Source organism: Leisingera coralii (assembly GCF_049056525.1).
In the GTDB taxonomy this organism is placed as follows: Bacteria; Pseudomonadota; Alphaproteobacteria; order Rhodobacterales; family Rhodobacteraceae; genus Leisingera; species Leisingera coralii.
This window is the reverse complement of record NZ_JBHUPT010000054.1, coordinates 1-24,331: the sequence shown is the minus strand read 5'-3', so window position 1 is coordinate 24,331 and position 24,331 is coordinate 1. Positions and strand designations below refer to the sequence as shown.

Annotated in this window: 21 protein-coding genes; 11 read left to right on the top strand and 10 right to left on the bottom strand. The window is 64.8% G+C overall.

What is annotated here, in order from left to right; translation table 11 throughout:
- Window positions 1-10: 10 nt before the first annotated feature.
- Both ACFMBG_RS16650 and ACFMBG_RS16645 read right to left on the bottom strand, forming a co-directional pair.
- Complete coding sequence (locus tag ACFMBG_RS16650) at window positions 11-1,663, bottom strand: ABC transporter substrate-binding protein (RefSeq protein WP_421055823.1); 1,653 nt, start codon at window positions 1,661-1,663, stop codon at window positions 11-13.
- A gap of 112 nt (window positions 1,664-1,775) precedes the next feature.
- Window positions 1,776-3,434 carry a BCCT family transporter gene (locus ACFMBG_RS16645; protein WP_421055822.1) on the bottom strand — a complete coding sequence of 553 codons (1,659 nt, stop codon included), beginning with the start codon at window positions 3,432-3,434 and terminating at the stop codon, window positions 1,776-1,778.
- 119 nt (window positions 3,435-3,553) lie between these two features.
- On the opposite strand from ACFMBG_RS16645, the gene ACFMBG_RS16640 reads away from it, so the two are divergent.
- Entirely contained in the window at window positions 3,554-4,486 is a 933-nt protein-coding gene (locus ACFMBG_RS16640) for a LysR family transcriptional regulator (RefSeq protein ID WP_421055821.1), read from the top strand.
- Between the two features lie 4 nt (window positions 4,487-4,490).
- Here the strand turns inward: ACFMBG_RS16640 and ACFMBG_RS16635 are convergent, their stop codons facing one another.
- Window positions 4,491-5,894, bottom strand: coding sequence for an MATE family efflux transporter (locus ACFMBG_RS16635; protein ID WP_421055820.1), 1,404 nt, complete (start codon window positions 5,892-5,894; stop codon window positions 4,491-4,493).
- A gap of 142 nt (window positions 5,895-6,036) precedes the next feature.
- Window positions 6,037-7,614 (bottom strand): DUF5928 domain-containing protein, encoded by a 1,578-nt coding sequence (locus ACFMBG_RS16630; RefSeq protein WP_421055819.1) that lies wholly within the window; start codon window positions 7,612-7,614, stop codon window positions 6,037-6,039.
- A gap of 139 nt (window positions 7,615-7,753) precedes the next feature.
- Between ACFMBG_RS16630 and ACFMBG_RS16625 the strand changes: the two genes are divergently transcribed.
- Both ACFMBG_RS16625 and ACFMBG_RS16620 read left to right on the top strand, forming a co-directional pair.
- Window positions 7,754-8,572: a sulfotransferase family protein gene (locus ACFMBG_RS16625; RefSeq protein ID WP_421055818.1), complete on the top strand. Its 819-nt coding sequence runs from the start codon at window positions 7,754-7,756 to the stop codon at window positions 8,570-8,572.
- Between the two features lie 5 nt (window positions 8,573-8,577).
- Window positions 8,578-8,931: a DUF6678 family protein gene (locus ACFMBG_RS16620; protein ID WP_421055817.1), complete on the top strand. Its 354-nt coding sequence runs from the start codon at window positions 8,578-8,580 to the stop codon at window positions 8,929-8,931.
- 444 nt (window positions 8,932-9,375) lie between these two features.
- On the opposite strand, the gene ilvD is transcribed toward ACFMBG_RS16620, so the two are convergent.
- Both ilvD and ACFMBG_RS16610 read right to left on the bottom strand, forming a co-directional pair.
- Entirely contained in the window at window positions 9,376-11,220 is a 1,845-nt protein-coding gene (gene ilvD / locus ACFMBG_RS16615) for a dihydroxy-acid dehydratase (RefSeq protein ID WP_421055816.1), read from the bottom strand.
- A gap of 133 nt (window positions 11,221-11,353) precedes the next feature.
- A complete protein-coding gene (locus ACFMBG_RS16610) occupies window positions 11,354-12,532 on the bottom strand; it encodes a benzoate/H(+) symporter BenE family transporter (protein ID WP_421055815.1) in 1,179 nt (392 codons plus the stop codon).
- 129 nt (window positions 12,533-12,661) lie between these two features.
- Here ACFMBG_RS16610 and ACFMBG_RS16605 point away from each other — a divergent pair, with 129 nt between their 5' ends.
- The 4 genes from ACFMBG_RS16605 (at window position 12,662) to ACFMBG_RS16590 (ending at window position 15,420) form a co-directional block, all read left to right on the top strand.
- A complete protein-coding gene (locus ACFMBG_RS16605) occupies window positions 12,662-13,222 on the top strand; it encodes a helix-turn-helix domain-containing protein (protein WP_421055814.1) in 561 nt (186 codons plus the stop codon).
- A gap of 81 nt (window positions 13,223-13,303) precedes the next feature.
- A complete protein-coding gene (locus ACFMBG_RS16600) occupies window positions 13,304-14,158 on the top strand; it encodes a DMT family transporter (RefSeq protein ID WP_421055813.1) in 855 nt (284 codons plus the stop codon).
- A 45-nt stretch (window positions 14,159-14,203) separates the two neighbouring features.
- Window positions 14,204-14,686, top strand: coding sequence for an SsrA-binding protein SmpB (smpB, locus tag ACFMBG_RS16595; RefSeq protein ID WP_222479055.1), 483 nt, complete (start codon window positions 14,204-14,206; stop codon window positions 14,684-14,686).
- A 251-nt stretch (window positions 14,687-14,937) separates the two neighbouring features.
- On the top strand, window positions 14,938-15,420 hold the full coding sequence (locus tag ACFMBG_RS16590) for a hypothetical protein (protein WP_421055812.1): 483 nt from the start codon (window positions 14,938-14,940) through the stop codon (window positions 15,418-15,420).
- 62 nt (window positions 15,421-15,482) lie between these two features.
- Here ACFMBG_RS16590 and ACFMBG_RS16585 read toward each other — a convergent pair whose 3' ends face one another.
- The gene (locus ACFMBG_RS16585) at window positions 15,483-16,574 is read right to left on the bottom strand and encodes a leucine-rich repeat domain-containing protein (RefSeq protein WP_421055811.1); all 1,092 of its coding nucleotides are present in this window, start codon (window positions 16,572-16,574) and stop codon (window positions 15,483-15,485) included.
- Between the two features lie 283 nt (window positions 16,575-16,857).
- Here ACFMBG_RS16585 and sseA point away from each other — a divergent pair, with 283 nt between their 5' ends.
- The 3 genes from sseA to ACFMBG_RS16570 all read left to right on the top strand — a co-directional run bounded on the left by sseA (window position 16,858) and on the right by ACFMBG_RS16570 (window position 19,490).
- Window positions 16,858-17,712, top strand: coding sequence for a 3-mercaptopyruvate sulfurtransferase (gene sseA, locus ACFMBG_RS16580; protein WP_421055810.1), 855 nt, complete (start codon window positions 16,858-16,860; stop codon window positions 17,710-17,712).
- The gene (locus ACFMBG_RS16575; RefSeq protein WP_421055809.1) at window positions 17,712-18,896 is read left to right on the top strand and encodes an amino acid aminotransferase; all 1,185 of its coding nucleotides are present in this window, start codon (window positions 17,712-17,714) and stop codon (window positions 18,894-18,896) included. Before sseA ends, ACFMBG_RS16575 begins: the two co-directional genes overlap by 1 nt.
- A gap of 333 nt (window positions 18,897-19,229) precedes the next feature.
- Window positions 19,230-19,490 (top strand): hypothetical protein, encoded by a 261-nt coding sequence (locus ACFMBG_RS16570; protein WP_421055808.1) that lies wholly within the window; start codon window positions 19,230-19,232, stop codon window positions 19,488-19,490.
- A gap of 105 nt (window positions 19,491-19,595) precedes the next feature.
- On the opposite strand, the gene ACFMBG_RS16565 is transcribed toward ACFMBG_RS16570, so the two are convergent.
- The 3 genes from ACFMBG_RS16565 to ACFMBG_RS16555 all read right to left on the bottom strand — a co-directional run bounded on the left by ACFMBG_RS16565 (window position 19,596) and on the right by ACFMBG_RS16555 (window position 21,761).
- On the bottom strand, window positions 19,596-19,907 hold the full coding sequence (locus tag ACFMBG_RS16565) for a hypothetical protein (RefSeq protein ID WP_421055807.1): 312 nt from the start codon (window positions 19,905-19,907) through the stop codon (window positions 19,596-19,598).
- Between the two features lie 154 nt (window positions 19,908-20,061).
- Complete coding sequence (locus tag ACFMBG_RS16560) at window positions 20,062-21,396, bottom strand: ammonium transporter (RefSeq protein ID WP_421055806.1); 1,335 nt, start codon at window positions 21,394-21,396, stop codon at window positions 20,062-20,064.
- Window positions 21,397-21,422: 26 nt separating this feature from the next.
- Window positions 21,423-21,761 (bottom strand): P-II family nitrogen regulator, encoded by a 339-nt coding sequence (locus tag ACFMBG_RS16555; RefSeq protein ID WP_421055805.1) that lies wholly within the window; start codon window positions 21,759-21,761, stop codon window positions 21,423-21,425.
- A 269-nt stretch (window positions 21,762-22,030) separates the two neighbouring features.
- Between ACFMBG_RS16555 and ACFMBG_RS16550 the strand changes: the two genes are divergently transcribed.
- A complete protein-coding gene (locus ACFMBG_RS16550) occupies window positions 22,031-24,244 on the top strand; it encodes a transglycosylase domain-containing protein (protein WP_421055804.1) in 2,214 nt (737 codons plus the stop codon).
- Window positions 24,245-24,331: the final 87 nt, after the last annotated feature.

Sequence of the window (24,331 nt, the reverse complement as noted above, 5' to 3'; positions counted from 1 at the left end):
CAGCCCCTGATCAGGCTTCCAGTGCCAGCTTGTGCACGTGGATTTCATTGATCGGGTGGCTGTCGGCGCCGATCACACCCGGGCGGGCGTGGCGGTAGAGCGACCGCCAGTAGGGCTGGATGATGGTGCCGTCGTCACGCAGGAACTTCTCGATGTTCTCCATGTGGCCGCGGCGGGTGTCGGCGTCGGCAATGGCCGAAGCGGCTTCCAGCATGGAATCGAACTCGGCGCTGGCCAGCCCGGTTTCATTCCAGGCAACGCCGGTCTTGTAGGCCAGTGTCAGCACCTGCACCCCCAGCGGGCGGTGGCCCCAGTCGGTGGAGCTGAACGGGTACTTGTCCCAGTCGTTCCAGAAGGTATTGCCGGGCAGCACCGTGCGTTTGACCTTGAGCCCCGCATCCCGCATCTGCGCCGCCAGCGCATCCGTGGTGTTGCGGCGCCAGTCGTCGTCGATGGAGATCAGCTCATGCTCGAAGTCGAGCATCCCGGCCTCTTCCATCAGCTGGCGTGCAGCCTCTGCGTCGCGCACCGGGGCGCCGATGTCGGCGTATTCCGGGTGGATCGGGCAGACATGGTGGTTTTCCGCCAGGGTGCCGCGGCCGTCATAGCCGAGCTCCAGCAGCACCGCGTTGTCGCAGGCCAGCGCCAGGGCGCGGCGGACGCGGGCGTCGGCGTAGGGCTGTTTCCCGTCCACCTCGGCGTCGCGGTTGGTGCGCAGCACCAGGGTGTTGGCCGAGACCGACTCGCTGACGTTCCAGCCGATGGAGGTGAAGATGTCGACGTATTCGCCCACGGTTTCATAGACCATGTCGATCTCTTCGGACTCCGCCGCCGACAGGTGGGTGGCGCCGTCGGTGCCGAAGTCGATGAACTCGATCCGGTCCAGATGGGCGCCTTCGCCCCACCACTGGTGATCCGGGTTCTTCTCCAGCACCGCCTTCACGCCGACCTCGTATTCGACCAGCTTGTAGGGACCGGTGCCGATCGGGTCGGCGCCCGGGTCGCCGGACCAGCCGTCCGGCACGATGGCGGCGGGGTATTCGGTCACCGCCGGGATGATGGTGATATCGGGGCGGGTGAGCTTCACCTTGAGGGTCAGCTCGTCCACCACCTCCAGCGAGCCTTCGGCGGGGCCGTCGCCGGCCTCGTTCTGCAGCGAACCCATGCGGGCGGCCATCGAGTTGCCTTCCCATTTGCCGTCGCACCAGCGGGCAAAGTTGTAGGCCACATCCTGGGCGGTCAGGGTGCCGCGGCCGTCGTTCCAGTGCACGCCGGGGCGGATGTGCAGCAGGTATTCGGTGGCGTCCTCGTTGACCTCCCAGCTTTCCAGCAGGCGGGGTTCAAAGGTGCCGTCGGCGTTGTACTGCACCAGGTATTCCATGTAGCCGCGCACCAGGTTGCCAAGCTGCGGCCAGTTGAACAGCGGCGGGTCGAGCAGCGCACGCACCACCTGCTGGATGCGGATGGTGCCGCCTTCCTGGACATTGGCCGCCGCCTGCACCGGCTGGCTGAGGCCGATCATGCCGTAGGCGGCAGAGGCGGTCACCCCCAGCGCGGTTGCGCGGCTCAGGAACTCGCGCCGGTCCAGCTTGTGTTGTGCAACTTCCTCCGCATGCATCCGCACTGCGGGGTGAAGGGTTTCCCTGTTGTAGTATCTGGTCATTTTTGTGGTCCTTTGGTTGAAGGCGTCCGCCCCTAGCATGAAGGAGCGGAGGAGGTTGTAAAGTGGCGAATGGCTGCGCTGCCCGTCCGCAGCCATCCGCCGGGGGAGATCCTTATTCAGCCGGTTCCTGGGTGATGGCGGTGGCCAGGCCCGCCTGCGCGCGGCGGCCGTCATTGTAGATCGCCTTGATCAGGGCGGCGCATTGCAGAACCATCACCAGCGAAAACGGCAGGGCGCCGATCACCATCGCGGTCTGGATCGCCTTGAGGCCGCCGACCAGCAACAGCGCCGTCACCACCGCGCCAAGCGCCACACCCCAGAAGACGATGTGCGGGCGGGCCTTGGGGCCCTCGTCGCCGGCGGCATTGATGGTGTTGACGATCAGTACCGCGCTGTCGGCCGTGGTCACCAGGTAGGTCATCAGCAGGATCACGATCATCACCGACATCGCCCAGCCCAGCCAGGGCGACAGCATGTACTGCACCATGGCAAAGATCTTGTCGCCATCGGGTGCCGAGCTGATCTGGCCGCCCGCGCCGCCGTTCAGCTCCAGGTCGATGGCGGTGCCGCCGGCCCAGGTGAACCAGACAAAGCACATCAGCGACGGCACGATCATCGCGCCCAGTACGAACTCGCGAATGGTGCGGCCCTTGGAGATTCGGGCCAGGAACAGGCCGACGAAGGGAGCAAAGGCAATCCACCAGGCCCAGTAGAACACCGACCAGCCGCCCTGCCAGCCTTCCAGTTTCGAGGCAACGCTGTCCGGGTTGCCGTCGCCGGTCCAGACCCGGAACAGCATGTCGGGCATGGCGGTCAGATAGTCCCAGAGCCCGACCAGCAGCGCCTGCAGGCCAAAGAAGGTGGAGCCGAACAGCAGGAAGAAGCCCAAAAGCGCGATGCTGAGCGCCATGTTGATGTTGGAGAGCCACTTGATGCCCTTGCCCACACCCGACAGCGCCGAGGCGGTGGAGGCCAGCATGATCACCAGGATCGCGACGATGACGCCGGTGGTGTTGGCGGTGCCGCCCTCGTTGGTCAGCCCGCCAATGCCGATGCGGGTGAGGCCGGAGACGAATTGTTCAACGCCAAACCCCAGGGTCTGGGCGACGCCAAGGATGGTGGCGACCACCGCGACGATGTCGACGGTATGGCCGATGGAACCGGAGAGCCGCGCGCCGAACAGCGGTGTCAGCGACGAGCGCATGGTCAGCGGCAGGCCGCGGCGGTAGCTGAAGAAGCCAAGCGCCAGCCCGGCAATGGCATAGCAGGCCCAGGCACCCAGCCCCCAGTGCAGGAAAGACCATTTGTAGGCCATGCGGATGTTGTCCGCGGTGCCGCCGTTGGTGAGGCCCTGGATCACTTCGGGGTTGTTGTTCCAGTGATAGATCGGCTCTGCCACGGCCCAGGTCAGCATGCCGACGCCGATGCCTGCGCCGAACATCATCGAAAACCAGGAGAAGTTGGAGAATTCGGGCTGGTCGCCGGGCTGCCCCAGCTTGAGCCGTCCGGCGGTGGGCCACATCGCCAGTGCCATGCAGCACAGCACGAACAGCGCCACGGTCCAGATGTACCAGGCCCCGAAGGAGGCGAGGATGAAGCCGTTGATCGAGTTCAGCACCGCGCCCGACTGTTCCGGGAAGGCGATGGCCCAGACCACCAGCCCGCCGATCATCAGCTTTGAGGAGATGGTGACGATCTGGCTGAAGCCCCGGTAAAAGCCGCGGTCGGATGTGCCGATCGGCAGATCCGTCAGAGGAGGTTTGATTGACATAGAGTATCCCTGTTTCCCTTGCTCTGCCGGTTGATGCCGCCGGGGCTGCGGCTTTAGCAGAACTTACGCAGGGCATTTTCTGTTATAAAAATTCTGCCTTTTGCAGTAGGCAATTATTTATGGATGACATTAGCAGCATTAATAGGAAGCTGAGCTACAACCTGGTCGCGCTGCACACCTTCGACCTGGTGGCGCGGCATGGCAATTTCACCGGTGCGGCAGAGGCGCTGGGGCTGACGCAGTCGGCGGTTTCGCAGAAAATCAAGGGACTTGAGACCGAATTGGGCATTGCCCTGTTCCGGCGCGGGCACCGCGGCGTGTCGCTGACCAACGAGGGGGTGCGGCTGTTGAATGTGGTGCGCCCGGCGATGACGCAAATGGGCAATTCCGTGTCATCGCTGCTGGAACGCAAGTCCCGGCCCAGGGTGCGGATTTCGGCGGATTTTGCGTTTTCCAGCTTCTGGCTGCTGCCGCGGCTGTCGCATCTGCGGGCAGAGCTGGGGGATGAGATCGAGATTCAGATCCTCGCCAGCCAGGTGCCGCCGGACGATTATGGCGAGGATTGCGATATCAAGATCCACGTCGGCCCGCGCAGCAGCATGGGCGACGGCGATGTGATGCTGCTGCAGGAGCGGGTCGGGGCGGTGTGCAGCCCGGCCTACCTGGAGAAGCATGGCCCGGTGGCCTCGTCCGCGGGCCTGCTGGACTGCCAGCTGCTCAGCCTGTCGAAACCGGCCTCGGCGGAGTGGCAGACCTGGCAGGGGTGGTTCGACCGTCTGGGCATCGCCGGGGAGCGGTCGAAGCACTACATCAGCTTCAACAACTACGACATGGTGGTGCAGTCGGCGGTGTCCGGCGACGGCATTGCGCTGGGCTGGATGGGGCTGATCGACAGGCTGTTGCAGGAGGGCGCGCTGGTGCAGGCGGTGCCCGATGTGGTGGTGAGCGATGCGGGCTATGTGATGTCGCGCGACTACTCCAGCCGCCTGCAGGGGCCGAGCCTGGTGTTCGACTGGATTGCCGAGCATCTGGCGGGCTCTGCCAGGCGGTAAAGCGCTACCAGCCGCGGCGGCCCAGCAGGGCGTGCAGCCGGTTCTGCGGCGCAAAGGCATCGACCGGGGCGGGCTGGGTGAGACCCAGCAGCACCCGGTGCACCAGCAGCGCGCCGAGTGCGGCAAAGATCATCCCGCCTGCGGCCTGGCCCAGCAGCACCCCCGGCGCGCCGGCCAGGTAGCCGCCCAGCACCGCCAGCGGCCAGGTGCCCAGGGTGTGGCGGCCCCAGTTGATCCAGGTGGAATAGACCGGCCGGCCCAGGTTGTTGAAGCTGGCGTTCTCGACAAAGATCACCCCGTTGAAGAAATGCGCCAGCGCCAGCGGCCCGCAGAACAGGTAGATCAGTGTGCGGGTCTCGCCGGTGGCGGAGAACAAGTCCGCGATTGGCACTCGCAGGGCAAACAACACCGCGGCCATCAGCAGCACGTAGACCGCGGTGAAAGTGATGCCGGCTACAAAGGCCTTGCGGACACGGTCAAACTGTCCGGCGCCGAAATTCTGGCCGATGATCGGGCCGATGGCGCCCGACAGCGCGAAGATTACCGAAAACGCGACCGGCATCAGGCGCCCGATTACCGCCATTCCGGCCACCGCCTCGGTGCCGAACTGGGCGATCTCGCGCAAGACAATGGCGTTGCCGACCGGGGTGGCGATATTGGTCAGAACCGCCGGCAGCGCAATCGCCCGGATCGCCCGCAGATCGCCGGCAACCTGGGCCGGTGCGGGCCGCATGAAGCCCTGGTGCACCCGGATCGCAGGCCAGAACGCGGCCACCAGCATGCAGGCCCGGGCCAGCACCGAGGCGATGGCCGCCCCGTCCAGCCCCAGCCCCAGGCCGAAGATCAGCAGCGGATCCAGCACCGCGTTCAGCCCGCCGCCATACAGCGTCGCCACCATCGAGCGGCGGGCATCGCCATGGGCCCGCAGCACCGCCATGCCGGTCATCGCCAGCGCCATCACCCACATCGTCGGCAGGATGATCCAGACATAGCGCATCGCCAGCCGCAGCACCTCGCCCTCCGCGCCAAGCAGCGTCAGGATCTGCTCCAGATAAGCCAGCACAAAGACCGGCATCACCAGCCCGGTCAGGACCCCGATGGCGGCGACGCTGGTGGCATAATGGCGGGCCTGATCCGGCCGGCCCGCGCCCAGCTCCCGCGCCACCAGCGAGCCTGCGGCAATCGACAGGCCGATATTGATCGAATTGGTGAAGAACAGCAGGGTGCCCGCATAGCCCACGGCGGCGGCCAGCGCGTCGTTGCCCAGCATGGCGATAAAGGCCATGTCGACAAAATCGACTGCGAACATCGCCATCAGCCCGATACTGGCCGTCAGCGACATGCGGGTGACATGCCGCATCAGGCTGCCGGTGAGGAAGACCGCCTTGGGTTCCGCCTGGTCTGCCATCCATCACCCCTTTCAGTGCTCGAGGGCCTGCGCCCAGGCCGGGCAGGCGCACGGACGCCCCGGGCGGATCCCTGCATCTGAACATGACGAGGCCACAGGTGCGCGCTTGTCAATCTGTGCCGCGGCGTGACCGGCAGCCGGCTCAGTCGGCAAACAGGTGGCGGGCCGCGGCAATCTCCATCGCCTTGTCCCCGGACAGGTTCAGGAAGCCGCCGAGCTGGCCCGCGTTTTCCTCCGGGCTGGCGCCCTCGCGCATGTGGAACAGCTGGCTGAACCCGGCGTCGCGGATGCTGTCGCCCTCGTGCAGGATATCGTTCCGGATCGTTGGCAGCAGCCGTTCCAGCGCCAGCTGCGGCGTGCGCTCGCCCGCCAGACCAACGCGGTGGGCGTGGCCGATCAGGTAGTCATCGCTGAACTCGCATTCGATGTGCAGGAAGCGGGTCGAGGAGCGGTCGGAATGGAAATCATTCATCAGGTCGATGGCGCCGGGATCCAGGCAAATGATCAGCTGATCAGTCTCGTAGTATTCGAACAGCATCCGCATCAGCGCCCGGCGGTGGCGGGTGCGCTTCATCAGGGCTGTCTGGATGCCGCCCAGGTCGGGCAGCGGGGTGTTTTCCTCGTTGAACAGATACTCGATGGCGGGGATGTTGGTCACCTGGCGGATCTGCTCCAGCAGCCGCTTGGCAACGTGCCATTTCTTGCAGACCACGATCAGTAGCTCGCGTTCGCGCCCGAGGCTGCTTTCGGTCTCCCAGAACCGCGGTGCAAAGCGGCGCCCGATGCGGCCGCGCTGGGCCAGGAACCGGTAGAGGCTGCGCCCCTCGTTGGAGATCTGGAAGTCCACGCCCTGCGCCGCATAAAGCCGCCCCAGGCGGGACTTCAGCTCCTTGGCCTCGGGGCTGATCTTGCGGGCAAACAGGAAGTCCTGGCTCAAGAGCAGGTCGTAGTGGTCATTGTGGAAGTTCACCGGCATGCCGTAATCGGTGAACATCAGGAAGGTCAGCGTGCGGCATTCGATTTCCCGTTCCGGGATCAGGTGGCGCACCAGGGTCTGAAAGAAGGTCTCATCCGGGATCCAGGTGGTGCGGAAGAACCGCATGACATCGCGGCGCTTGCGGATGAATTTCAGGATCCACTCCACCGTGCGCCGCCGCAGGCACCACCACTGGCTGCCGATCTGCACCTGGATATCGGAAGGAATTTCGCGCTGCAGCCCCAGCCGCTTCTGCAGCCGGTGGCTCCAGTAGAACAGCTGCTTGTGCTTGCGCTCGTTGAAAAAGTGCCGGTAGATCAGCCGGTCTTCCTTCATGCCGGTCTTGATCCAGTCGCTTTCGAAGAAGTCGAAGCTTTCGATGAAGTCCTTGTCGTGCCCGTCCAGAAAGCGATGTGCATATTCCGCCGTCTTCACCGCCATGCAGTCGCCCGACAGCATGTAGAAATGGGTGGCGCGCGGGAACTCCTCCACCGCGCTGATGAGCGCGTGCAGGGTGGCCTGCACCAGCGACCACTCTCCCCAGCCGCATTTGATCCGCTTGCTGGCAAAGGTCACATTCGGGTTGTCCGCCAGTTCATCCCGGATCATCTGGTAGTCTTCCGGCGCCGCCCGCCCGTCGAAATGGATGGACATGTAGTCGCCGACCGCGGTCAGCCGCTCAGCCTGCTGGATGATCGCCTCGGGGTCTTTATGGCAGAGCAGAATATATGCGATTTTCGCCATAGGGTGGACGGAGCGCCTCGACTTGCCTAATTGTTTCCCTTGATAAGCGGGCTGAAGGCACGAATAAACCAGATAGTTCCCGTTTCGGTAAACATATGCGATGACTGCAGGGAACGGCGGATAAAAATGAGGGCAGCGGATGGGGTTCCCCGGCACCTGGATGACGGAAAGTGAAAGTGTGGTCTACCGGGTGGTGCCGAAATGCGCCTGCTCGACGATCGGGCAGATCCTCTATTACTCCGATCACGGGACATTCTTCGACGGTGACATTCACGACGCCAAGGAGGGCCTGCACAAATGGTCGCAGGAGCACAGCCAGGGGCCGATCACCCGCAATGTGCAGGGGCACCGCTCCTATGCCTTCACCTGCGTGCGCAATCCCTACACCCGCATCCTCAGCTCCTTCTTCGACAAGATCTGCGGCATCCAGCGCAACGGCCGCCGCTACCGCGGCAACCTGGTGCCCAAGCTTGCCTATGAATACGGGATCGAGGTGGGCGGCGAAGACGGCAAGCAGGAGTTCGACCAGATCGCCAGCTTCCGCCGGTTCCTGCTGTTTGCCCGCGACACCATCCGCTGGCGCCGCCCGATGGACCCGGACATCCACTGGTCGGCAATGTCGGGGCATGTCTCGACCTTCATCCTGAACGGCGGGCGTTACAACCAGATCTTCTGGACCGAGGCCTTCAACGACGGCATGCAGCAGGTGCTGGACGCGATCGAGACGCCGCATGCCGTCGACCTGGCCGCAATCCCGCGCTTCAACGAAAGCGAAGGCCACGGCCCCAAGCGCGCGCATCCGGTCGAGGACTATTTCGACGACCTGTCGATGCATCTGGTCTACGAGATCTACAAGCGCGATTTCGAGCTGTTCAAGTACGATTTCGAGAACCCGGCCAACAAGATGCCGGTGGGGGAGATCGACCTGGACGAGGTGCACGCCAAGCTGGGGGAGTAGGCGTGGTGCAGGAAGCCGAGGACAGCTACCCCGTTTCCAGCCAGACCAAATGGATGGAGCTCAGGGACTTGGTCTTGACGCTGGACCCCGGCGACAGGCCTGATTTCCGGTCTCGTTGTATAGTCAGCGGATACGTAAGTGGTTGGGACCGCGAATGGTACTACCATTTTTCCGACGGCGGTTTTTCGGATTTGGAATGGGTGGAATTGCGTGGCAGCTGCTTGGCTGATGCCGCCTTTCAAAGACGGCTCGAGCAGATTGGATTGGCTGGGCAAGCCGAGGGGAATGCAGTGCGCATCTTTGGCTTTGTGAAATGCGGTGACCCCGTGGAAAAACTGTCCTTTCCCCAGTCATTTTGAGTGTTGAAAGAAGCGTGGCTCCCGCGCCTTCGGGCAGCATCAAAGATGCAGCTCAAAGCCTTGGGCCGGGCGCCGCTGGCGCGGCGCGGGCGGGTGCCTCATCTGGCAGAGCAGCCTCTCCTTTGCCGAAATACTCCCGCCGGAGGCGCGCCGTGCGCCAGCACGGCGCCACGCCCAACGCCGCGTGGCGTGCTGGCGTCAGCCAGCGGGCCAAAGCGGGGGCGGGAGGTCTTTGCTGGCGCAGAATTTGCTGAGAAGCGGTTCAGGGGCAGGTTTGCCCTGAACGCGCCCTGTCCATGGTAAAGCACCTGAAACCGCCTCAAGGGCAAGCGGCTGCGCCGCCGCGCCTTGCGCGGCCCTTGACCCGGCCTCAGGCGCGGAGGGCAAAAGAAAACCCGCCGCGTTGAGGCGGCGGGTTTGAAGCCAAAGTCAGGCTATTGCGCCTCAGTCTTCGTCGGGCAGCGCACGCACGGCACCCTTGGCGGCCGACGTGGCCAGCAGCGCATAGGCTTTCAGCGCCTTGGAGACCTTGCGCTTGCGCGGCTCGGCGGGTTTCCAGCCCTTGGCGTCCTGCTCTTCGCGGCGCGCGGCCAGCTCTTCGTCGGAGACCGCCAGGTGGATCGTGCGGTTGGGGATGTCGATCTCGATCTTGTCGCCTTGGCGCACCAGGCCGATGGTGCCGCCCTCGGCTGCCTCGGGGGAGACATGGCCGATCGACAGGCCGGAGGTGCCGCCGGAGAAGCGCCCGTCGGTCAGAAGCGCGCAGGCTTTGCCGAGGCCCTTCGACTTGAGGTAGGAGGTCGGGTAGAGCATTTCCTGCATCCCCGGACCGCCGCGCGGGCCCTCGTAGCGGATCACCACCACGTCGCCCTCCTTGACCTTGCCGGTCAGGATGTCGTTGACTGCCTGGTCCTGGCTTTCGCAGACATAGGCGGAGCCGGTGAACTTCAGGATGTGCTCATCCACACCCGCGGTTTTCACGATGCAGCCGTCCCGGGCGATATTGCCGAACAGCACCGCCAGGCCGCCGTCCTGGCTGAAGGCATGCTCCTTGGCGCGGATCACGCCGTTTTCGCGGTCGGTGTCCAGTTCCTTGTAGCGGTTGGCCTGGGAGAACGCCTGGGTGGTGCGGACGCCGCCGGGGGCCGCTTTGAACAGCTGTTCGGCCTCCGGGTTGTTGGCGACCTTGATGTCCCACTTGGCAATCGCCTCGCCCATGGTGGCGGTATGCACGGTGTGGCAGTCCTCGTGCAGCAGCCCGGCGCGGCTGAGTTCGCCCAGGATCGAGAAGATGCCGCCGGCGCGGTGCACGTCCTCCATGTGGACGTTGTGGATGTTCGGCGCCACCTTGCACAGGCAGGGCACCCGGCGGCTGAGGCGGTCCATGTCGGACATGGTGAAATCCACCTCGCCCTCGTTGGCAATCGCCAGCAGGTGCAGCACGGTGTTGGTGGAGCCGCCCATGGCGATGTCCAGGCTCATCGCGTTCTCGAACGCCTCAAAGGTCGCGATTTCGCGCGGTAGCAGGCCCTTTTCCTCGTCCTGGTAGTGGCGCTTGGTGATCTCGACGATCTTGCGGCCGGCTTCCAGGAACAACTCCTTGCGGTCAGCGTGGGTGGCCAGCGTCGAGCCGTTGCCCGGCAGCGCCAGACCCAGCGCCTCGGCCAGGCAGTTCATCGAGTTGGCGGTGAACATGCCGGAGCAGGAGCCGCAGGTGGGGCAGGCGTTCTCCTCGATGTGCTTCACTTGCTCGTCGGTGAAACGGTCATCCGCCGCGGCAACCATCGCGTCCACCAGGTCGATCTTCTTCATGTCGAGATCGGCGATGTCGATCTTGCCCGCTTCCATCGGGCCGCCGGAGACGAAGATCGCCGGGATGTTGAGGCGCATGGCGGCCATCAGCATGCCGGGGGTGATCTTGTCGCAGTTGGAGATGCAGACCATGGCGTCGGCACAATGGGCGTTGACCATGTATTCGACGCTGTCGGCGATCACCTCGCGCGAGGGCAGCGAGTAGAGCATGCCGTCATGGCCCATGGCGATGCCGTCATCCACCGCGATGGTGTTGAACTCCTTGGCGACGCCGCCGGCCGCCTCGACCTCGCGGGCGACCATCTGGCCCAGGTCCTTGAGGTGGACGTGGCCGGGCACGAACTGGGTGAAGGAGTTGACGATGGCGATGATCGGCTTGCCGAAATCATCGTCCTTCATGCCGGTCGCGCGCCACAGTCCGCGCGCGCCCGCCATGTTGCGGCCATGGGTGGAGGTTCTGGATCGGTACTTTGGCATCAGGCTGGTTCCCTTAGTCTTTGCCCTCAGGGACACGATTTGCGCAATAAAGGCAACCGGGCGGGGCTCTCTTCGGTAATATTGGCGCAGATTGCGCCGGATTTAAGTGGCGAAATGTCTCTGGCGGTGGTTCTCAGGCGCGTACCGGGGCGGGTTCGGGGGGCTTCAGCCAGTGATTCACCGCCAGCCCCAGCACCAGCGCCCAGAACGGCGCGCCGATTCCCAGGAAACTGATGCCGGAGACCGTGGTCATGAAGGTGATCAGCGCCGCCTCGCGCCCCTTCGGTTCTGCCAGCGCGGCCGACAGGCTGTTGCCGATGGTCGCCAGCAGTGCCAGCCCCGCTACGGCGGCAACCAGCGCCTTGGGCGCGATCAGGAACAGGCTGATGACGGTGGCGCCGCCAAGCCCCACCAGGATATAGACAAGGCCCGTCATCACGCCCGCCAGATAGCGGGTGTCCGGGTTCTCATCCGCCTCCGGCCCTGCGCAGATCGCGGCGGTGATGGCGGCGAGGTTGAAGGCGAAGCCGCCGAAGGGCGCCAGGATCAGCGAGGCCAGGCCGGTAACGGTGAGGCTGGCCGACACCGGCGGTTCATAGCCGCAGGCCTTCAGCGCCACCACGCCGGGCATGTTCTGCGAGGACATGGTGACGATGTAGAGCGGCAGGCCGATGCCGATCAGCACCGGCAGCGAGAAGGCGGGCATGACGAACTCCGGCCGGGCCAGCGTCAGGTCCAGCGCCTCCAGGCTGCCGAATGCGCCGGTGCCTGCGCACCAGACCACGCCCGCGGCCAGCACCGCGGGGATGGTGTAGCGGGGAAACAGCTTGCGGCCCGCAAGGAAGGTGAGGCCCATCACCGCCACCAGCGCGGTGTCGGTCTGCAGCGAGGTGAAGGCGGAGAGGCCGAATTGGAACAGGATGCCCGCCAGCATGGCGCTGGCCAGGCTGTCGGGGATCAGGCGGGAGAGGGCGGCGAACCAGCCGGTGATGCCGGTGAGGGTCAGCAGGACTGCGCACAGGAGAAAGGCGCCCACCGCCTCCGCCAGCGGCACACCGTTGAGGCTGACCGCCAGCAGCGCCGCGCCCGGCGTCGACCAAGCCGTCAGGACCGGCATCCGGTACATCAGCGACAGGATCAGGCTGGTGATCCCCATACCGAGGCCCAGCACCAGCATCCAGCTGTTGGCCTGGGACTGGGTCGCGCCCACCGCCTCGATCGCCTGGAAGATGATGGCGACCGAACCGGTGTAGCCGACCAGAACGGCAACCGCGCCGGAGACAAGATGCGAGAGCTTCAGATCCTTGAGCATGCGGGTTTTCCTCTGGCGCCGGATCGGGTAGGGGTTTTGTGCGTTATAGCGCACACTACATTCTGTGCGTTATAACGCACAAGGCTTTTTTGCCAGATTTTTTTGCCAGATAGTGCAGAGGCAAAGACAATGAGCGATGACGGCATCACCCTGAACCTGCGGGAAATCCGCGCGGCGGCGGGACTTAGCCTGTCCAAGGCGGCGGAGGCGACCGGGGTCAGCAAGGCGATGCTGGGGCAGATCGAGCGCGGCGAATCAAGCCCGACGATTGCGACGCTGTGGAAGATCGCCAAGGGGTTCCACCTGCCGCTGACCACCCTGATCGGCGAGGCAACCCGGCCGGTGGGGGAGGCCGCCGGGGTCTATGAGACGGTGCAGTTTCCCGGCAGCATCGGAGTCAAGATCGTTTTCCCCTTTGACCCGCTCCTGGGGGCCGAGACCTTTCAGGTCACGCTGAAGCCGGGTCAGTGCCATCAGTCGCAGCCGCACGACACCGGGGTGACCGAGGAGGTCTTTGTGCTGCATGGCTCCATGGAGGTGCTGAAGGACGGGGAATGGGTGCCGCTGGAAGCAGGCCAGGGCCTGCGCTTTGCCGCTGACCAGCCGCATGGCTACCGCAGCCTGGAGACAGGCGCGGCCTTCCTCAACATGCACCACTACCGGCAGGCGGGTCTGACGCAGCGGGATTGATGTGCTTCACTTGTGTATTTTCTCCAGGCTGCCTACCACTTGCGCAAGTGATTGAGTTTTAGGGATTTGAGGAGCACCGGAATGGACACGCTGCGCGGAAGCTTCCTGATGGTGCTGGCCATGGCGGCCTTTGCGCTGGAGGACATGTTCATCAAATCCGCCGCCGCCAGCCTGCCGGTGGGGCAGATCCTGATCCTGTTTGGCCTCGGCGGCATGGCAGTATTCGCAGCGCTGGCGCGTGCGCAAGGTCACGCCCCCTGGCACCCGGGGTTCGGCACGCGCCCGATGCTGTGGCGCTCCCTGGCGGAGGTCGTGGGGCGCCTGTGTTTCACTCTGGCGATTGCGCTGACGCCCTTGTCCTCAGCCTCGGCCATCCTGCAGGCAACGCCCTTGGTGGTGGCCGCTGGCGCGGTGGTGTTCTTTGGTGAGACCGTTGGCTGGCGGCGCTGGCTGGCAATCGGGTTGGGCTTTGCCGGGGTGCTTCTGATCCTGCGCCCGGGCCTCAGCGGGTTTGAGCCTGCCTCGCTGTTTGCGGTGGCTGGCACTTTGGGATTTGCAGGCCGTGACCTGGCCACCCGCGCGGCACCCAAGGACATGAGCAACAACCAGCTGGGGTTCCTGGGGTTCGCCATGCTGGTGGTGGCCGGGGCGATCGCGCTGGGCTGGACCGGCGGCACGGTCTGGCCGGCCCCGCGCAACTGGCTGGATATCGGCGCAGCGACGGTGATCGGGGTGATTGCCTATAACGCCTTGTCGGGGGCGATGCGGGCCGGGGAAATCTCGGTCATCGCGCCGTTCCGCTACACAAGGCTGGTTTTTGCCATGGTACTGGGGGTGCTGGTGTTCGGCGAACGTCCCGATGCGCTGACCCTGATCGGCAGCGCCGTCATCGTCGGCAGTGGTGTTTTCACGCTGCTGCGCAGCCGCAAGGTGTGAGCGCCATCTTGCACCCGCCGCCGCGCGGCCTTACATCTGCCGCCCATGGCCAAGAAGAAGCAGACATCAGACCCGAACTACAAGGTGATCGCCGAGAACCGGCGGGCCCGTTTCGATTACGCGATCGAAAGCGATATCGAATGCGGCATCGTGCTGGAAGGGTCCGAGGTCAAGGCGCTGCGCGGCAACGGCACCAATATCGCGGACAGCTACGCCGCGGTGGAGAATGGCGAGCTGTGGCTGGTGAACTCTTACATCCCGCCTTACGAGCAGGCCAAGGTGTTTAAGCACGAGGAGCGTCGCCGCCGCAAGCTGCTGGTGTCGCGCAAGGAACTGTCGGATCTGTGGAACCTGACCCAACGCAAGGGCATGACCCTGGTGCCGCTGGTGATCTATTTCAACCACAAGGGCCGCGCCAAGATCAAACTGGGCATCGCCAAGGGCAAGAAGCTGCATGACAAGCGCGAAACCCAGGCCAAGCGCGACTGGGGCCGCCAGAAGCAGCGGCTGCTGAAGGACGCCCGCTGAGGCAGCGTTCCGGCAGGGGAGGGCTCTGCCCTCTTGGCCTGGCGGCCAATTCACCCGGGGTATTTTGAACCAGAAAGAAGCAGGCGGCGTGCGCCTGCCGCCCTGTGGTGCCGGGTTCGGACCGTTCCCGGCCATTGCAATGCCTGACTAAATAAGTCAGACAAATGCTGCCCAGCAGATTCGCCTTTGGATCAAGCCCGGACGGAGAGGACAGCCCGCCTGCTGCCCAGACTTCACCAAGGGAAAAGCGGATGAGTAAAGTTTCGCATGAGGCCGGGCTGGCGGCGCATCAATTCGACGAATTCGAGACCGGGCTGCTGCCGGTGCTGCGGCAGTTTCTGCTGAGCTATGAGACACCGGACAGCCAGGCCTGGCAGCGGGCCTATATGGCGGCGGCGGAGCGCTGGGGCGAAGCCATCGGGCTGCCCGCGGCGCAGGCGCTGATGAAGCTGCTGCGTGCGGTGCTGGACAGCCGGAACGGGCAGTTTTCCTTTATCGATCCCTTTGACCTGGAGCTTCGCGGCACGGTGACCCCGGACGAGGCGGCGCTGCTGCGGATGCTGCACCACATGCGCCGGGACCAGACGCCAGGGGCGCGCGACGCCGTCGCGGATGCCACCGGCGGGCAGATGGACCCGCATGTTATCCGCGCGGGGCTCGCCTTTGCGCACCGGTTTTCGGCGGGGCAGGCGGCAGCCCGTCCGGCAGCGCCGCGCTTGCGGGTGGTGGCCTGAGGTGGCCGGAAAAAGCTGGCGGATCTGTTTGACGCTGATCCAGGCAGGCGAGGCCTGGCGGCCTACTGTACGCTGGAAATGTATTCCGTGATCTTCTCCCGGCCCAGCAGGCGCTTGTGGGACTTCAGGGCGGGGCCGGCAAAGACGATCCGCAGGCTGTCGATCTCCAGAAGCGGCCGCAGCGCCCCCGCGGGCAGGCCGATCACCCGCAGGATGGCTAGCTTTTTCAAGCGGGTGAGCGGTGTCAGATCGCGAATGCCGGTTCCCGATATGCTGAGCTCCCAAAGCTGATCCATGCCTTCGATCCCGTCGAGCTCCGCGATCGCCGTGTTGGTCACCGAAAGCTCCCGCAGGTTCTTGCCCGCGAGCGGCGCCAGGCTGGCGACCGCGGTGCCCTTGAGGGTCAGCTTGCGCAGCGCGTTCAGACCAGCGAGCGGAGAAAGATCGCTGACCTGTGTGCCGTCCAGCGCCAGCTCATTCAGGTTTGCCGCATCCGCGATCGGCGCCAGCTCCGCCACCTGCGTGTCCGACAGGATCAGCGTTTGCAGCGCCGGCTTGTTCTGCAGGCCTTCCAGGCTTTGCAGCCGGGTGCCATCCGCCCGCAGCATCTCCAGCCGGTCCGAGGCGGCCAGCGCGGCGACGCTTTCCACCGGGCAGTTGGAGATCCAGGCGACCCGCAGATTGGCCGCCGCCAGCGGGCTCAGGTCGGACACCTTCGTGTTGAAGGCCAGAAAGATCTCCAGCTCTTCAAGGTCCTCCAGCGGGCTCAGGTCGGTGACGCCGGAATCGGCGATATTCAGGCTTTGCAGACGGATCAGGCCGCGCATAAAGGACAGGTCGGTAACTTCCTCGACGCCCCAGACCGACAGGTGCTCCAGCCCGGTCATGCTGGCCAGCGGGGTGAAGTCCGGCGCGTGGACAGAATCAAGGCTCAGCCGCTTCAGCTCCGGCAGCCGGGTGAGCGGAGCAATATCGGGCGCGGTGATGCTGACCAGCGCCAGCCGTTCCAGGTTTGGCAGCGCAGTGAGCGGCGACAGGTCGACCGGCGCATCAAACCGCAGATCGGCCATCAGTGTCAGCTCTGTCAGCTGGGTGAACCGCTCCAGCCCCTGCAGGTCCGGCGTATGGCGGCCAATCCTGACCTGCGCCTTCAAGTCATTGTCATTTATGCATGTTTTGCCGATTTCCACGCAGTCTGCGCGCACCGCCTGGGGGCTGGCCAGGCAAAGGGAAACGAGAAGGGCTGAAAGAATGCGACGGAAACCGGGCATGGCAATACGCCTCTGCAATAACAAGCTCAAACAGTGTTCCCTGTTATCGCCGGCCCGTTAAATCCCCGCAAGAATTTTGTAACCGCAGGTAGAAGGCGGGGATAGCTTGCACCGCTGTGCTGCCGGATGTACCCATGGCGCTATATGCAGATAGGGAGACGCTTTGATGCAGGACGATCCGAAGACGCTGGTTTCCACGGACTGGCTTGCCGCCCATCTGAAGGACCCGGATCTGCGGGTGCTGGACGCCTCCTGGTATCTGCCGCAGCAGGGCCGCGACGCCAAGGCGGAATATGAGGCTGCCCATATCCCCGGCGCACGGTTCTTCGATATCGACGAAATTTCCGACAACCGTTCCGACCTGCCGCATATGGTGCCGCCGGTCGAGAAGTTCATGTCCAAGCTGCGGGCGATGGGTGTGGGCGACGGCCATCAGGTGGTGGTCTATGACGGTGCCGGCCTGTTTTCCGCCGCCCGCGTCTGGTGGCTGTTCCGGCTGATGGGGCAGACCAATGTCGCGGTGCTGGACGGGGGCTTTCCGAAGTGGCAGGCCGAGGGCCATCCGGTCGAGGACCTGCCGCCGGTGATCCGCGACCGCCATATGACCGTGCGGGTGCAGAACCACATGGTGCGCGACGTGACCCAGGTCTCCGCCGCCGCCAAGCTGGGCGATCATGAAATCATCGACGCCCGCTCTGCCGAGCGATTCCGCGGCGACGCGCCGGAACCGCGCGAGGGCCTGCGCGCGGGCCATATCCCGGGCTCCCGCAATGTGCCTTTCGGCCAGGTGCTGAACGCCGATGGCACCATGAAGGATGCCGAGGGCATCCGCGCCGCCTTTGAGGCCGCCGGCGTCGATCTGAACAAACCTGCGATTACTTCCTGCGGATCGGGCGTCACCGCCGCCATCCTCAGCCTCGCCCTAGAGCGGATCGGCAAGACCGATCATTCGCTTTATGACGGGTCCTGGGTGGAATGGGGTGCCTTCCCGACCCTTCCCGTTGCTACCGGAGAGAACTGATGTTCGAGACCCTGAAACCCCAGCCCGCCGACAAGATCCTGGCGCTGATGCAGATGTACCGCGACGACCCGCGCGCGGACAAGATCGACCTTGGCGTCGGCGTCTACAAGAACGCCGAGGGCGTCACCCCGGTGATGCGCGCCATCAAGGCGGCGGAGCACAAGCTGTGGGAAGAGCAGACCACCAAGTCCTATGTCGGCCTGGCCGGCGATCCGGCCTATTCGGACGCGATGATCAAGCTGATCCTGGGCGATGCGGTTGCCCGTGAAAACATCGCGGCTGCTGCCACCCCCGGCGGCACCGGCGCGGTGCGCCAGGCGTTTGAGCTGATCAAGATGGCCAACCCCAAGGCGCACGTCTTTGTGTCGGATCCGACCTGGCCGAACCACGTGTCGATCCTGAACTACGTTGGCATCGAAACCGTCGTCTACCGCTACTTCGACCGCGACACCCGCGGCGTGAACTTCGACGGCATGATGGAAGACCTGAAGGGCGCGCAGAAGGGCGACGTTGTGCTGCTGCACGGCTGCTGCCACAACCCGACCGGCGCCAACCTGAACGAGGTGCAGTGGAAAGAGGTCATCGCGCTGTTGAATGAGCGCGGCCTGATCCCGATGATCGACATCGCCTATCAGGGCTTTGGCGACGGTCTGGAAGAAGATGCGCTGGGCGTGCGGCTGGTGGCCTCCAGCTGCCCCGAGACGCTGATCGCGGCCAGCTGCTCCAAGAACTTCGGCATCTACCGCGAGCGCACCGGCCTGCTGATGGCTGTCTCGAACGATGCCTCCGCGCAGGCGCTGAACCAGGGCACGCTGGCCTTCCTGAACCGGCAGAATTACTCCTTCCCGCCGGATCATGGCGCCCGTCTGGTGACGATGATCCTGAACGACGACGCGCTGCGCGCCGATTGGGCCGCGGAGCTGGAAGAAGTGCGCCTGGGCATGCTGGGCCTGCGCCAGCAGCTGGCGGATGAGCTGCAGCGGCTGACCGGGTCCGACCGGTTCGGCTTCATCGCCCAGCACCGCGGCATGTTCTCGCTCCTGGGCACCACGCCGGAGCTGGTTGAGAAGATGCGGGTGGACAACGGCATTTACATGGTGGGCGACAGCCGCCTGAACATTGCCGGTCTTAACGCGAAGACCGTGCCGGTGCTGGCCAAGGCGATTGTTGACGCCGGCGTCTGAGCTTCAGGTGCTTTGAAAGTCAGGAGCGCGCCCTTTTTCGGGCGCGTTTTTTCTTGGGGCGGCGCCTAAGGCTTTTCTGAAAAGTCTCAGGCAAAAGTTTTCAGAAAACTTTTGCTCGCAACAGCGGTGATCTGCGGTTCTGCAAGGGCAGGCTCCCGCGCCTGGCAGCGTGCCCTGGCTGCGCCAAGCCCCTTGCAGGCTTGGGCGTGGCACCGCTGGCGCGGTGCAGGCTGCTGCTTGACGCAAGGTAATCCTGGGGGCGGCGACGGAAGCGGCCGCAGCCCGCGTTTGTGCTTGCGGAAGTCACGCGTAACACAGCCTAGGAGACCTGAAATGACCCTCGCAAAATCTGCCCTCGCCCTGATCCTGTCCGCCGCCGTTGCCCTGCCGCTGGCTGCCCCGGCTTTTGCTGCGAACGGTGAAGTCATCGACCGGGTGGAAAACCGCGCCGACCGCCGCGAGAACCGCCGCGATGAAGCCGTGGATACCGGCGTCTGGGACGTGGTGGAGGATCACCTGGACCGCGCCGAGGACCGCCGCGACTACCGCGATCAGAAGGCGGCTCCCAAAGTGATCGTGGTGCCTAAAAGCTGACGCCAGGCTCAACAGCACCGCCCGCGGGCCTATGCAAGCGGGCTGATCTGCAAACGCGCCCCGCTGGGGGCGCGTTTTCTTGTGCGCCGGACGCGGCAAAAGCGGTCAGACGAAGCCAAGCTTCTTCATCGACATGGTGAATTCATAGGCTTTCTTGCGGATGAACAGCAGTTCCCCCTTGTCGTCCTTCGACAGCCCCTTGTCCTTCAGCCGCTTGTCGCAAATCGAATAGACGGTGCGCGCGCGTTTGACGTTGAGGTCCGAAAGATACTTCAGGTCGTCCAGCGCGCTGCGCCATTTGTCGAGATCCCTGAATTCCTTGAGCGCCTTCACAAGTTCCTTGTCCTTGATGCGCTGGGGGCCCTTCTTCACCACCTCGGCCATGTCGCGGTCGGTGTTCACACGGAATATCGTCATTTCAATATCCTTTGTCCCGTGAGTAGAGCGTAAAAGTATAGCACAGATTGCCGGGCATTTGGTGTGAAAGCGGGCGCGGTCCCGCGGTCTGTCCGGAGAAAAGCAAAACACGGCCCCGGGGGCCGTGTTTCTGTTGTTCAGCAGGCTGGACGGTTCAGCTCGGCGAGAACTCGGGATAGGCTTCCATGCCCAGCTCCGCCATGTCGAGGCCGTTGACCTCGTCCTCTTCGCCCACCCGGATGCCCACGGTGGCGCGCAGGATGATCCAGACCACGGCCGAGGCAGCAACGGTGAAGACACCCACCACGGCGATGCCGGTCAGCTGCTTCAGCAGGCTGGCATCGGGGTTCGACAGAACCACGGCCACGGTGCCCCAGATGCCGCAGATCAGGTGCACCGGGATGGCGCCGACCACGTCGTCGATCTGCAGCTTGTCCAGGAACGGCACTGCGAAGACCACGATCACGCCGCCGATCGCACCGATCAGGGTGGCCAGGCCCAGGCCCGGGGTCAGCGGCTCGGCGGTGATCGCCACCAGGCCCGCCAGCGCGCCGTTCAGGATCATGGTCAGGTCAGGCTTCTTGAACAGCAGCTGGGTCAGCACCAGCGCGGCCACGGCGCCGCCTGCGGCTGCGGCATTGGTGTTGGCGAAGATGCGCGAGATATCCGCCACATCACCCACAGAGCCCATCGCCAGCTGCGAGCCGCCGTTGAAGCCGAACCAGCCCATCCACAGGATGAAGCAGCCGAGCGTCGCCAGCGCCAGGTTGGAGCCGGGCATCGGGATGGTCTTGCCGTCCTTGTACTTGCCGATACGCGGGCCGAGGATCAGCGCGCCGGTCAGCGCGGCCCAGCCGCCCACCGAATGCACCACGGTCGAGCCAGCGAAGTCCAGGAAGCCCATCTCCTCCAGGAAGCCGCCGCCCCATTTCCAGCTGGCCTGGATCGGGTAGATCACCGAGGTCAGCACGATGGTGAAGATCAGGAAAGGCCACAGCTTGATGCGCTCGGCCAGGGTGCCGGACACGATCGACGCGGTGGCGGCGCAGAACATCAGCTGAAAGAAGAAATCCGACCCGGTGGAGGCATAGGAATAGTCATCCGCGCCTTCCGCGGTGATCCCCACGGCCTCCAGAACGCCGGGGCCAAAGACGCCGGACAGCACCCCGTCCACGGACCAGCTGCCCAGCGGATACATCAGGTTATAGCCGATCAGCCAGTAGAACACCGCCGCCAGCGAGAACAGCGCCATGTTCTTGGTCAGCTGCATGGTCACGTTCTTGGAGCGCACCAGGCCCGCTTCCAGCATGGCAAAACCTGCCGCCATCCAGAACACCAGGAAGCCGCCCACCAGGAACAGCAGCGAGTTCAGGATGAACACGGTATCGGTCGAAGGGTTCACGCCCGAGGCCGGGCCGTCCTGGGCCAGCGCCAGGCCCGGCAGCGCGGTCAGCGCCAAGGCTGCCAGGGGGAGTTTCAGTTGCTTCATAAGTCTTTCCTCCATGCCGGGCGCGCTTAAAGCGCCTCGAGGTTGGTTTCGCCGGTGCGCACCCGCACAGCCTGTTCCACATCCAGAACAAAAATCTTGCCGTCACCGATCTTGCCGGTGCGGGCGGTTTCGGCGATGGCGCTGACGGCCTGCTCGGCCTGATCCGCGGGCACCACCAGTTCCAGCTTCAGCTTTGGCAAGAAATTCACTTCGTACTCGGCGCCGCGGTAGATTTCCGTGTGCCCGGCCTGGGCGCCAAAGCCCTTGATTTCGGTGACCATCAGCCCGCTCACACCCAGCGAGGTCAGCGCTTCGCGGACCTCGTCCAGCTTGAAGGGCTTGATGGCAGCTATGATCATTTTCATCGCAGCATCCCCTGCATTTGCTTACGCCGGCCCCATGCCGATGCATTTCGCACTTGCAGCAAAGCCGCCCATCCGAGTCGTGCAAAGAAACGGCCAGCAAGTTTCCGCGCGTCTTTCTGCGGGCGCACAATAATTTTGCGCCTTTTGCGCGGTTCGCTTAAAAACCGGACATCTGGCAAAAGGGGAAAGGTCCGGATTCTGCCCCCTCTACAATCCGCGGCAGGCAGAGTATTGTCGCGGCAATCGGGCAAACCGGGCAGGAAATGACGATGGCTCAAGGATCCGGGCGCAAGCCTCTGGTGGCAGAAAAACGCTATTCCGCAGGCGGCAAGGGCAAGCCCGCCGCCGCCAAAAAGCCTGCGCGCAGGAAGCCCGCGCGCAAGACGAAGAAGCCCGGGCTGCTTGGCCTGCTGTTCCGCAAGAAGGCCCGCGCCAGGCCCGCGCCGAAGAAGCGCGGGATCATCGGCCTCTTGCTGGCACCCTTTGCCTGGGCGTTCCGGCTGGTCTGGGGATTCACCTGGCGCATCGGCATGGTGGTCTGCCTGCTGGTCGGTCTGGCGGTGGCGTTTCAGTATGCAAAGCTGCCGGACGTCTCGGCCTATCTGGACGGCCGCGCCCGCGGGTCCGTCACGATTCTGGATCACGAAGGCGAGGTCTTTGCCTGGCGCGGCGACCAGTTCGGCGGCGTGGTGACGGCGGATACCGTCTCACCGCATCTGAAGAACGCGATTGTCGCAACCGAGGACAAGCGCTTCTACCGCCACCTCGGCATCTCGCCGCGCGGCATCGCCAGCGCCGTGCGCATCAACCTCAGCGAGGGCCGCGGGCCGCTGTCCGGCCATGGCGGCTCCACCATCACCCAGCAGACCGCCAAGCTCCTGTGCCTGGGCCGGGTCTATGACCCCGCTGAGTGGAAGAGCGAAAGCGCTTATGAGGCCGACTGCCGCAAGAGCTCGCTGTGGCGCAAGGCGACGGAGGCGATCTTTGCCCTGGCGCTGGAGGCCAAATACACCAAGGACGAGATCCTCTCGATCTACATGAACCGTGCCTATATGGGCGGCGGTGCCTATGGCGCCGAGGCCGCGGCGCAGCGGTACTTCGGCAAATCCGCCAACCAGCTGAACCCGGCCGAAGGCGCGATGCTGGCCGGGCTGCTGACGGCCCCCTCGACGCTGGCGCCGACCAACAGCCTGCAGCGCTCGCAGGACCGGGCCGCCACCGTGCTGCGGCTGATGCAGGAGCAGGGCTATCTCACCACGGCGGAGATGAAGCGCAACCAGGACAACCCGGCAGAGCTGAGCGAGGCCGCCGCGGCGCGGGCCGGCGGATACTTTGCCGACTGGGTAATGGACACCATCCCGGACTTCCTGGGCGACCAGACCACCGAGGACGTGGTGATCCGCTCGACCCTGGACCAGCGCCTGCAGACGGCGGCCGAGGAAGCGCTGAAGTACGTATTCGAGAACAAGGTCCGCCCGGGCTCCAAGGCGCAGGCGGCGATTGTGGTGATGAGCGCCGATGGTGCTGTGCGCGCGATGGTCGGCGGCCGCAAGACCAAGGTCTCGGGCGTGTTCAACCGCGCCACCCAGGCCAAGCGGCAGACCGGCTCGGCCTTCAAGCCCTTTGTCTATGCCACCGCGCTGGAGCTGGGCTATTCGCCTTATGACCGGGTGCTGGACGCAAAATACTGTTTGAACATTCCCGGCTCCGGCCAATGGTGCCCCGATAACTACACCCGCAAGTTCTATGGCGAGGTGACGCTGGCGCGCGCGCTGCGGGATTCCCTCAACGTGCCGGCGGTGAAGATCTCGGAGGCGGTGGGCCGCGACAAGGTCAGCCGTGTGGCCAAGGACTTCGGCATCGACAGCGACCTGGCGGCCGGGCCTGCGCTGGCGCTGGGCGCCTCCGAAAGCAGCCTGCTGGAGATGACCGGGGCCTATGCCGGTATCCTCAACGGCGGCTCCTCGGTGACGCCTTACGGGGTGACCGAGCTGAAGCTGGTCGAGGACAGCGATGCGCTGATGGGCGCCAGCGGCGGCATCGGCGAGCGGGTGATCCGCACCGAGGCGGCGCAGCAGCTGGTCTGGATGATGGAGAAGGTGATTGCCGGCGGCACCGGCCAGCGGGCGCAGATCCCGGGCTGGCAGGCGGCGGCCAAATCCGGCACCACCTCTGCGGCCAAGGATGCCTGGTTCATCGGCTTTACCGCCGATTACGTGGCCGGTGTCTGGATGGGCTATGACGACAACACGCCGCTTTCGGGCGTGACCGGCGGCGGCCTGCCGGCGGAGATCTGGCGCGAGACCATGGTGCGGGTGCACGAGGGGCTGGAGCCGAAGCCGCTGCCGATGCTGGAGCCCGCCCCGATTGCGCCGCCGCCGCAGGAAACCCGCCGCGAGCACCGCCGCCGCCAGGGGCCGAACCTCGGCCAGGAGCTGGGCCGTGCGGTCGACAATATCCTGCGCGACATCCTGGGCAACTGACGGGCTTTCAGCCGCATCCAGAGGCGCTCCCGCCTGGCTCAGGCCCCCTTGCGGGGACCTTCGCCAGTTGGGCCCGGCGCCGCACCC